Annotated in this window: 9 protein-coding genes; 7 read left to right on the forward strand and 2 right to left on the reverse strand. The window is 77.0% G+C overall.

The genetic code is table 11. From position 1 onward, the window contains the following. Positions 1 to 106: 106 nt before the first annotated feature. The 4 genes from CAE01nite_RS12690 to CAE01nite_RS12705 are packed head-to-tail and all read left to right on the forward strand — an operon-like array spanning position 107 to position 3593. Positions 107 to 1540 (forward strand): GH1 family beta-glucosidase, encoded by a 1434-nt coding sequence (locus CAE01nite_RS12690; protein WP_146905041.1) that lies wholly within the window; start codon positions 107 to 109, stop codon positions 1538 to 1540. Positions 1541 to 1598: 58 nt separating this feature from the next. Then, entirely contained in the window at positions 1599 to 1904 is a 306-nt protein-coding gene (locus CAE01nite_RS12695) for an Rv1322 family protein (protein ID WP_146905044.1), read from the forward strand. A 58-nt stretch (positions 1905 to 1962) separates the two neighbouring features. Beyond that, positions 1963 to 2751 carry an alpha/beta hydrolase gene (locus CAE01nite_RS12700; RefSeq protein ID WP_146905047.1) on the forward strand — a complete coding sequence of 263 codons (789 nt, stop codon included), beginning with the start codon at positions 1963 to 1965 and terminating at the stop codon, positions 2749 to 2751. A gap of 11 nt (positions 2752 to 2762) precedes the next feature. Next, a complete protein-coding gene (locus CAE01nite_RS12705; RefSeq protein ID WP_146905050.1) occupies positions 2763 to 3593 on the forward strand; it encodes an alpha/beta fold hydrolase in 831 nt (276 codons plus the stop codon). Positions 3594 to 3660: 67 nt separating this feature from the next. Here CAE01nite_RS12705 and CAE01nite_RS12710 read toward each other — a convergent pair whose 3' ends face one another. Both CAE01nite_RS12710 and CAE01nite_RS12715 read right to left on the reverse strand, forming a co-directional pair. Further along, positions 3661 to 4110, reverse strand: coding sequence for a hypothetical protein (locus CAE01nite_RS12710; protein WP_146905052.1), 450 nt, complete (start codon positions 4108 to 4110; stop codon positions 3661 to 3663). Further along, positions 4107 to 6158, reverse strand: a complete 2052-nt coding sequence (locus tag CAE01nite_RS12715) for a coiled-coil domain-containing protein (RefSeq protein ID WP_146905055.1) — start codon at positions 6156 to 6158, stop codon at positions 4107 to 4109. Before CAE01nite_RS12715 ends, CAE01nite_RS12710 begins: the two co-directional genes overlap by 4 nt. A 226-nt stretch (positions 6159 to 6384) precedes the next feature. Between CAE01nite_RS12715 and CAE01nite_RS12720 the strand changes: the two genes are divergently transcribed. The 3 genes from CAE01nite_RS12720 to CAE01nite_RS12730 are packed head-to-tail and all read left to right on the forward strand — an operon-like array spanning position 6385 to position 9941. Beyond that, complete coding sequence (locus CAE01nite_RS12720) at positions 6385 to 7941, forward strand: hypothetical protein (protein WP_146905058.1); 1557 nt, start codon at positions 6385 to 6387, stop codon at positions 7939 to 7941. Next, a complete protein-coding gene (locus CAE01nite_RS12725) occupies positions 7941 to 8969 on the forward strand; it encodes a DUF8094 domain-containing protein (RefSeq protein ID WP_146905125.1) in 1029 nt (342 codons plus the stop codon). The genes CAE01nite_RS12720 and CAE01nite_RS12725 overlap by 1 nt, the downstream gene beginning before the upstream one ends. Positions 8970 to 8996: 27 nt before the next feature. After that, positions 8997 to 9941, forward strand: a complete 945-nt coding sequence (locus tag CAE01nite_RS12730; RefSeq protein ID WP_146905061.1) for a tetratricopeptide repeat protein — start codon at positions 8997 to 8999, stop codon at positions 9939 to 9941. The last annotated feature ends 93 nt before the right edge of the window (positions 9942 to 10034 follow it).

A 10034-nucleotide genomic window follows, 5' to 3' on the forward strand; every position in this document is an offset into this window, starting at 1 on the left:
GCGCGCACCGGACCGGCGTCCGGGGTCGGGCCCTACGGTGGGACCGGTCCGGGGGCCCCCGCCGCCCGGACCCTCCGTTCCCGCCGACGCGAAGGATCCCGTACCGATGAGCAGCCCCCGCACGTTCCCCGCCGACTTCCTGTGGGGGTCGGCCACGGCGTCCTACCAGATCGAGGGAGGTGCGACCGAGGGCGGCCGCGGGCCGTCGATCTGGGACACGTTCAGCCACACACCGGGCAGGACCCTCAACGGCGACACCGGCGACGTCGCCGCGGACCACTACCACCGCGTCCGCGAGGACGTCGCGATGATGAAGGACCTGGGCCTGCAGGCGTACCGGTTCTCGATCTCGTGGTCGCGCGTGCAGCCGGGCGGCTCGGGCGAGTTCAACCCGGAGGGCATCGCCTTCTACTCGGGTCTGGTCGACGCGCTGGTCGAGGCGGGGATCGCACCGGTCGTCACGCTGTACCACTGGGACCTCCCGCAGGAGCTCGAGGACGCCGGGGGCTGGGGCAACCGCGAGACCGCGTACCGGTTCGCCGAGTACGCCGAGCGCATGGCCCGCGAGCTGGGGGACCGCATCACCGTGTGGACCACGCTCAACGAGCCGTGGTGCTCGGCGTACCTGGGCTACGGCTCCGGCGTGCACGCGCCCGGACGGACCGAGCCGGCCACCGCACTGGCGGCCGTCCACCACCTCAACCTGGCCCACGGCCTGGCCGGACGGGCGATCCGCGGCGTGCTGGGCGACGACGCGCGGCTGTCCATCACGCTCAACCTGCACGTGATCCGCCCGGACGACCCGCAGTCGGCGGCCGACCGCGACTCGGTCCGCAGGATCGACGCGCTCGCCAACCGCGCGTTCCTCGGCCCGATCCTGGACGGGGAGTACCCCGCCGACCTGCTCGCGGACACCGCGCACGTGACCGACTGGGGGTTCGTCCAGGACGGCGACCTGGAGCTGACCCGCGTCCCGCTGGACGTGCTCGGCGTCAACTACTACTCCACCGTGCGGGTGCGGCACTACGACGGCACGGGGGAGCGCGCGGAGAACGACGGTCACGGGGCGTCGTCGGCCAGCCCGTGGATCGGCGTGACCGACGTGGAGTTCGTCCAGCAGCCCGGGCCGTACACCGCGATGGGCTGGAACATCGAGCCGTCCGGGATGCTCGAGCTGCTGCAGTCCGTGCACGCGGCCTACCCGGACCAGCCGCTGATGATCACCGAGAACGGCGCCGCCTTCGACGACGAGGTCAGCCCGGACGGGCGCGTCCACGACGAGCGGCGCGTGTCCTACCTGCACGACCACATCGACGCCGTCGGCCAGGCGCGCGACGCCGGGGTGGACGTCCGCGGGTACTTCGTGTGGTCCCTCATGGACAACTTCGAGTGGGGCTACGGCTACGACCGCCGGTTCGGCATCGTCCGGATCGACTACGGGACGCTCGAGCGGATCTGGAAGGACTCGGCGTACTGGTACCGCGAGCTGGCCACCACCGGGACCCTGCCCCCGGTGGAGCGGGCGGCACAGCTGTCCTGACAGCGGGCTCCCGCCCCCGGGCGCGCGACCCGTCGCACGCCCGGGGGAGGATGACCCCATGCCGAGCAGCCGGAGGTCGAGTCGCCGCCCGTGGGGTCAGGAGCACCCCGAGCTCGACGTCCAGCGGGCGACCGGGGGCCGGCGCAGCGAGTCCGGACCGGACGGCACGTGGACCGTCCAGCGGGTCGTCGGCTCGGCGAAGTCCTACCGGTGCCCCGGGTGCCAGCAGCTGGTCCCGCCGGGTACCGCCCACGTGGTGGCCTGGGCCGACGACGGCCTGTTCGGGCCCGAGTCGGCGGTGGCCGACCGCCGGCACTGGCACCACGCCTGCTGGGACGCGCGCGCCCGTCGTCGTCCCCGCTGACGCCACACGTCGGGCCCCGCACCGCGCCATCGCCCGGTCGTCGTTAGGCTCGCGCACGATGAGCACCCAGACGCCCGACGCCGCCCCGACGGACGCCGCCGAGATCCGCTCCCTGAGCGTCCTGCCCGCGCGGCGTGAGGACGTCGAGCTGCACACCGCGGACGGCCTGACGCTCGTCGGGGAGCTCTCGCTGCCGCTCGACCGGGACCCGGTGGCCACCCTGGTCACGCTGCACCCGCTGCCGACGCACGGCGGGTACATGGACTCGCACGTGCTGCGCAAGGCCGCCTGGCGGCTGCCGGCGCTCGCCGACGTCGCCGTGCTGCGGTTCAACACCCGCGGCACGAGCTCGCCGCGCGGCACGAGCGAGGGCGCCTTCGACGGCGGTCAGGGCGAGCGGTTCGACGTGCATGCCGCGATCGAGCTCGTCGAGTTCCGTGACCTGCCGCGGCCGTGGCTGGTGGGCTGGTCGTTCGGCACCGAGCTCGCGCTCATGCACGGCCACGACCCGGCCGTCGAGGGCGCGATCCTGCTGTCCCCGCCGCTGCACCGGGCCACCGACGCCGACCTCGACGCCTGGGACGCCTTCGGCCGTCCGCTCGTCGTCCTGGTCCCCGAGCTCGACGACTACCTGCGTCCCGACGCCGCCCGCGAGCGCTTCGCGCGCGTGCACCAGGCCGAGGTCATCGGGGTCGACGGCGCCAAGCACCTGTGGGTGGGGGAGGCTGCCGTCCGGCGCGTGCTGGACGAGATCGTCGCGCACGTCGTCCCCGGCCACCCGGTGCCGCTGCCCACCACCTGGTCGGGCCCCAGCCGGCTCGCCACCGACGACGACCAGACCCGCTGACGGTGCGCCACGTGACCACCGACGGCCCCCTCGCCGCGCACACCCTGGCCCGGGGCGACGGCACGCCGCTCGTCCTGCTCCCGGGCTTCCCGATCGACGCCCGCGTGTGGGTCGACGTGGTGCGGCACCTGCCCGTCGGCCGCACCGTGATCGCCGTCGACCCCCCGGGCCTGGGACGGTCCCCGGACGGGGAGGCCGTCGCGCACGCGCTCGGGGCCGGTCCGGAGCCGTCGCTGGAGACCTCGGCGGACGCCGTCGCGGCGACCGTGCGGGCCGCCGGGCTCGACCGCGTGGTGGTGGCCGGCCTGTCGATGGGCGGCTACGTCGCGATGGCGCTCGTCGAGCGGCACCCGGACCTGGTCGCCGGGCTCGCGCTCGTGGACACCCGGTCCACCCCGGACGACGACCCCGGCCGGGCGAACCGCCTGCGCGTCGCCGACGCCGTGCTCGCGTCCGGGGACCTCACCGAGCTGGCCGGGACGCCGGCGATGCAGCTGAGCCCGGTGAGCATCGACACGCGCCCCGAGCTGGTCGAGCAGGTCCTCGCCTGGATCGGCGACCAGCGCCCGAGCGGCGTCGCGTGGTCGCAGCGCGCCATGGGCGCCCGCCCGGACCGCACCCGGGTGCTGGCCGGGTTCCGGGCCCCGGCCGTGGTGGTCGTCGGGGACCAGGACCGGATCACCCCGGTGCCCACCGCCGAGCACATGATGGACGTCCTGCCCGACGCGGAGCTCGTCGTCGTCCCGGGTGCCGGCCACCTGGCCGTCATCGAGGACCCCGGCACGGTCGCCGGGGCGCTGCAGCGCCTGCTCGAGCGGGTCGACCGGGGGACGGCCGCCTGACGGTCCGGGGCCCGGGCCGCCGGCGGCGGTGGCGCTACCCCTTCCACGAGGTCCGGCGCGCGACCGCTCAGTCGCCGCCGGCGAGCACGCGGGCCAGGGCGTCGGCCAGGTCGATCGACTCGCCGTCCCGGCCACCCTTGCCCAGGATCAGCGGCGGATCGCTCGGTGCCGGTGTCACGCCGGTCAGCCGTGCCCGCAGGCTCCCCGGGGCGGTCAGCACGTAGAACTCGCCGTCCGTGCCGATCGCCACGCTCTGGTTGCGCCGCAGGTACCAGCCACGCAGCGGCGTCCGGTAGCGCCAGCGCCCGTCGTAGCTGCGTGCCGCGAGCGGCTCGGGGGCGACGCCGCGGGCGGTCACCTCGCGGACGAAGTCGGCGACGAGAGCACGAGCCTGCTGCGTCTCGGCGCGCTGCTGCCGTTCCAGGGCCTCGGCATGCAGGGCCGCGGCCTCACGCCGACGGCTCTGCCACGAGGCGTCGTCCGCGGCGCCACCGGGCCGCTCGCCGGGCGTGCTCATCGGCCGTCGGCGTCCGGACCGGTGGTGGCCGGCTGCTCGCCGGTCGGGGCGTCCGTCGGGGTGCCCGCCCGCTCGTCGCTCCACCCGTCCGCCGCCTCGCGCCCGGCGTCGTCCGACCGGGCCAGGCCGGGGGCGACGTCGTCGGCGGGGCTGTCGTCGGGCACCGCGTGCGCGTCGGCGACGTCGCCGCTCGCGTCCGTCACATCCAGCGGCTCGTCGGGGAACTCGCCCTCGCGGACCGTGACGACGTCGCCGTGACCCGGGTTCGATCCGGGGGCAGGAGCCGGGAACGCGTCCGCGGTCGGCGGCGGCACGACCCGCGGCCGCACCTGGCCGGCGCGCTCCAGGGTGGCCAGGCTCGGCACCGGGTCGGCGGCGAGCAGGGTGCGCAGCTCGTCGAGGTAGGACGTGATCGACTCGCGCTGGCGGCCCAGGTCCTCGACCTGCCGCTGGGCGGTGGTGCGCTCGCGCTCGGACTCCGTCAGCGCGTCGCCGACCATGCGGTCGGCGTGCTCGCGCGCCTCCGCGACGAGCCCGTCGGCGGTGAGCCGTGCCCCGGTGAGCAGCTCCCTGGCGTGCGCGTCCGCGTCCCGGCGGACCCGCTCGGCGTGCTCCAGGGCCTGCACGACGCGCTGCTCGGCGTCCGCGGCGTGGGACTCGGCGTCGTCGACGAGCCGTGCCGTCTCCGCGCGGGCCGCCTCGTGCCGCTCCGCGTCGGCCCGCTCGGCCGCCTCCCGCCGTGCCGCGATGTCGACCTGGGCGTCCGCCAGCGACCGGCGCGCCTGCTCGAGCAGGGCGTCGGCCTCTGCCCGGGCCGCGGCGACCGTCTCGGCGGCGGCGCGCTGGGCGTCGGTGCGCACCTGCTGCGACTCCAGCCGCGCCCCGTCACGCAGCTCGGCCGACTCGCGGGCCGCCGCCTCGCGCTGCTCGCCGGCCTCGCGTGCCGTCAGGTCGGTCAGCTCCGCCAGCTCGCGCTCGGCGGTCGCCCGGCGGTGGCCCAGCTCCCGCTCGACGGTGGCGCGCAGCTCGCTGGTCTCGCGCTCGGCGACGGCACGGAGGTTCGACGCGTACTGCTCGGCCTCGCTGCGCAGCGCGGCGGCCTCCGCCGCCGCCTGCTGCCGCAGGGTGGTGGCCTCCCGCTCGGCGGCGGTCCGGACGGCGTCGACGTGCGCCAGCCCCTGCGCCCGGGCCTGAGCCACCTCGGCCTCGACCCGCTCGCGCAGTGCGGCGGTCTCCACGTCGGCGGCGGAACGCACCTCGGCGGCGTACCGCTCGGCGCCGCTGCGCAGCTCGGCGACCTCGACCTGGACGTGGTGGCGGAGCGTCGTGGTGTCGACGTCGGCGCTGGTGCGCAGGTCCTGCGCGTCGCGCTCGGCCTCCTCGCGCCACACGGTGATCTCGGCGTGCGCGGTGCCGCGGAGGTCGGCGACCTCGTGCTCGGCCGTCACGCGCAGCTCGGTGAGCTCGCGCTCCACCGTCGCCCGGATCGAGCCGAGCTCCCGCTCCAGGCCGGTCCGCCGCTCGGCCTCCTCCGTGGTGGTGGCGCTGAGGATCCGGGTGCCCTCGCGCTCCGCGGAGCCGACGAGCTCCTCGGCGCGCCGCTGGGCGTCGGAGAGCGTCCCGTTCGCCTCCGCCACGGCGGTGGAGCGCACCTCCTCCGCCTCCCGGCGCGCGGTGGCGATCATCTCCGCCGCCTCGTGCTCGGCCCGGGCGCGCAGCTGCTCGGCGGCGAGCCGGGCGCGCGCCAGGGCGTCCGTCGCCTGCGCGTTCGCGCGGGCGACGACGTCGGAGGACTGCTCCTCGGCCGACCGCAGCAGCTGCTCGACGCGCGACCCGAGGCCCGAGTACGTCGGCCGCTCGGCCTCGCGGAGCAGCCGCTGCGCCTCGGAGAGCTCACCCGCGTGCTGCATCACCCGGGCGTCCAGCGCCTCGACCTGGGCGCGCGCGTCGCTGAGCGCCTGCTCGAGCTGCTGCACACGGGCGTCGACCGGACCCCGGTCGTACCCGCGGAAGCTCACCACGGGGAAGGACGGACGCTCGTCGGGCACGGGGACCTCCAGGCAGGGGCCCGGGCTGCGGGCCGGTGTTCGACGCCGGACCGCTGTGGCCGGGCATGCGGCGCGGGCCGGCGAACAGGTCAGAGGTCCCCAGGGTATCGGGCAGCCCGCCGGTGCACCGTGGTGAGCCCGGCCCGACGGCTGCCTGCTGACGCCGTTCGGCCCGGTGCCGGGTGCGCACCTATCCTGAGTCGTCACCTTTCGGAAGGGTTCGTGCGTGCTGCAACGACTCATCGCCGCTGTGCTGGGCGTGCTCGGCCTGGCTGCGATCGCCCTGGGCATCGCCTCGGCGACCGCCTGGCGGGGCGACGACACGCTCACCGCCGACGCCGTCGCGGCCGACGGCACGACGCTGGTCACCACCGCGCCCGGCGTGCTCGAGCTCGAGGACGCGCCGGTGACCGTGCGCGCCTCGGCCGAGGGCGCGGCCAAGGTGGTCGTCGCGGTCGGGCGGGACACCGACGTCGAGGGGTGGGTCGGCGCCGACGCGCACACGGTCGTGACGGGGCTGTCCGACTGGCACTCGCTCACCACCGACGACGTGCCCGCGACGCCGACCGCACCGGCCGACGGCACCGCCCCCGTGGAGGGAGCGCCGACGGCGCCCGGGCCGGACCCGGACGGCAGCGACCTCTGGGTCGTCCAGGCGACCGGCGAGGGGGCGGCCGAGCTGACGTGGACGCCGCAGGAGGGCCGCTGGACGGTCCTCGTCGCGAGCACCGGGGACGGTGCCGCCCCGCCGGCGGTGGAGCTGTCGTGGCCGCGGACCGTCACGACGCCGTGGCTCCTGCCCGGCGTGCTCGGCGGCGCCGTCCTCGTGGTGGTGGCCCTCCTGCTCGCCCTGCGGTCGTGGCGCACCGCGCGGGACCCGCGCGCCGGCTGGCACCCGGTCGTCACCGGCGCCACCCCGGTCGTGGGACCGGGCGGCCGGCCCGACGACTCGCCGACGGTCGTGCTCTCCCGGCGGGAGATGCGCGAGGCCGCGGCGGCGGCAGCGGCAGCAGCGGCTGCCGCGCGCACCGCACCCTCGGTGGCGTCCCGGCTGCGCTCCCGGGCGACCGGTGAGAACCCGACGGTCACGGTGCCGCACGCGGGGGGCTCGACCGCCATGGGAGTCGCGGGCGACCGGGACCCCGACGCCGCAGCACCCGTCACCGAGGCGGCGGTGGCCTCCGGCGCCCCGGACCGGCCCGCGGCCGCGGGCCCGGCGGCGGTCCCGGTCGGCACGCCGGAGGCGACCCCCGCACCGGGCGCGTCGGCGACGACCGCGACCTCGGGTGCCCCGGCGGCGACCGGCCGAGCACCGGACGGTCCGGCGGTGGGCGCTGCCCGGACCGTTCCCGGCGCCCCGGCGCGACCCGCCGGTCCCGGTCGGGCGGTCACGACGCCGACCGGCGCGCCACGTGCCCCTGCCTCGAGCGCCGGCTCCGCGCCGACGCCGACCGGCAGCGCGGCACCCACCGCGGGGCCGCGGCCCGCTCCCGCCGGACCGAGCTCGCGTCCGGCCACCACGCCGGGCACCACCACGCCGGGCACCACCACGCCGGGCACCACCACGCCGGGCACCACCCCGACGGCGGCCCGTCCCGACGCTGCCGTCCGGGACGTCCCGGACGTCCCTGCCGCGACGCCGTCCGCCACCGGCGTGTCGCGCGCCGACGCCTGGCGCCGAGCCTGGGGCTTCCCCGGGACCACACCCCCTGCCGCAGGGGAGAGCGGGACCGGGACCGATGACGACGTCCGCCGTGCGGCCGACAAGGAGGAGGACCGGTGATGCGCCCCGTGCGCCGGGTCAGGACCACGCGGGCGACCGGCGTCGCCCTGGCGCTCGTGGCCGCGCTCGGTCTGACCGGCTGCTCACCCGAGCTGCCGGTGCCGGTCCCGGCGGCCGCCCCGGCCGTGCCGCCGCCCGTCACCACCATCGAGCAGACCGACCGCATCCTGCAGGACGTCGGCGCGGTGCTCACGGCCGGTGACGCCGCCCTGTCGGCCGCGGACCTCCCGAGGAGGCTGTCCGGTCCGGCTCTGGCCGTCCGGACCGCGGAGTACGCGGTCGCGTCCGCGACGGGCGGTGCCCGACCGGTCACCGCCGTGCCGGTCGCGGCGCAGACCCTCGTCGTCCCGAGCACGACGCAGTGGCCGCGGACCCAGATCGTCGTGACCGAGCAGCCGGACGACCTCACCAGCCCGCGGCTGCTGGTGCTGCGTCAGGACACACCGCGTGCGGCGTACACCCTCTGGGGCTGGGCGCGGCTGCTTCCCGGCGCCCAGATGCCGCCGACGGCGACGCCCGCGGTGGGCAGCGCGCCGCTGGCGGCGGACGAGCCCGGGCTCGTGGCGACGCCGACCGACGTCGTCGCGCAGTACGCGGACGTCCTGAGCAACGGGGACGCGTCGGCCTTCGCCGCCGGCTTCGCGGCGCCCGACCCCTACCGGCAGCAGATCGAGGCGGGGCGCGCGCGCTACCAGGGCGTGGTGGCCGAGGGCACGGGGACGTTCACCGAGACGTACGCGCCGGTCCCCGACCAGCTCTTCGCCCACGCCACCGCCGACGGGGGAGCCCTTGTGGTGGCGGGGATGACGACCTCGTCGACCCTGGCGGTGACCGGCTCGTCGCTCGCCGTGCCGCCGGAGCTCGCGGCGGTGTCGGGAGGCGCGCTCCCGGCGGGTGCCGTCCTGCGCAACAACCTCGCCTTCACCTACACCGACGTCGTCGTCTTCTACGTGCCGCCGGCCGGGGCGGGCACTCCCGTCCGGGTCCTCGGCGCCGAGCACTTCTTCACGTCCGCCTCCGGCTCCTGAGCCGGCCTTGCAAGGGGAATCCATCCGATGAGCCAGCCCATGAACGCCCAGCCCCGCCTCGACGTGCGCGGAGCGGTGGACCTGTCCGCACTCGCCCGCCCGGCCGCGCCCGCCGGCGAGGCGGGTGGCCCGCCGCCCGCCGGGCCGTACACCGTCGACATCACCGAGGCGACGTTCCCCGAGCTGGTCCAGAGCTCGACGCAGTACCCGGTCGTCGTGCTGCTGTGGTCCGGCCGAAGCCCGGCGAGCATCGACCTCGCGGCTGACCTCGGTGGCCTGGCCGCGCGGTACGCCGGGCGCTTCCAGCTCGCCCGCATCGACGTCGACACCAACCGGCAGGTCGCCGCGGCCTTCCAGCTGCAGTCCGTGCCGTCGGTCGTGGCAGTGCTCGCGGGCCAGCCCGTGCCGCTGTTCGAGGGTGCGTACCCGGCCGAGCAGGTCGCCGCGGTGCTCGACCAGCTGCTCGCCGCGGCCGCGGCGAACGGCGTGACCGGTACCGCGCCGCGCGGCGACGGGTCGCCGGAGGAGGCGGAGCCGGCCGTCGCCGAGGAGCCGCCGCTGCCGCCGCTGCACCAGGAGGCGTACGACGCCATCGACCGGGGTGACCTGGCCGGTGCGATCGACGCGTACAGCCGGGCACTGCGCGAGAACCCCCGCGACGCCATGGCGCGGGCGGGGCTCGCCCAGGTCGGTCTGCTCGAGCGCACGCAGGGCGCCGACCTCGTCGCAGCGCGGGAGGCCGCCGCCCGCGATCCTCAGGACGTCGACGCGCAGCTCCTGGTCGCCGACCTCGACGTGCTCGGCGGTGACGTGCAGGACGCCTTCGACCGCCTGGTCGACCTCGTCCGCCGGACCGCCGGCGACGATCGCGAGCGGATCCGTGTGCGACTGGTGGACCTGTTCGAGGTGGTCGGGTCGGACGACCCGCGCGTCGGCCCGGCACGTCGGGCGCTCGCCAGCGCGCTGTACTGACCGGACCGCCGGCGCCTGGCGCCTGACGAGCGTCACGGCGGCCCTGGCGGGCTGCGGCGCCGGGTGCTCTGCGTGGTGTTTCGGGACGCGTCC

Source organism: Cellulomonas aerilata, from assembly GCF_007991755.1.
GTDB classification, from domain to species: domain Bacteria; phylum Actinomycetota; class Actinomycetes; order Actinomycetales; family Cellulomonadaceae; genus Pengzhenrongella; species Pengzhenrongella aerilata.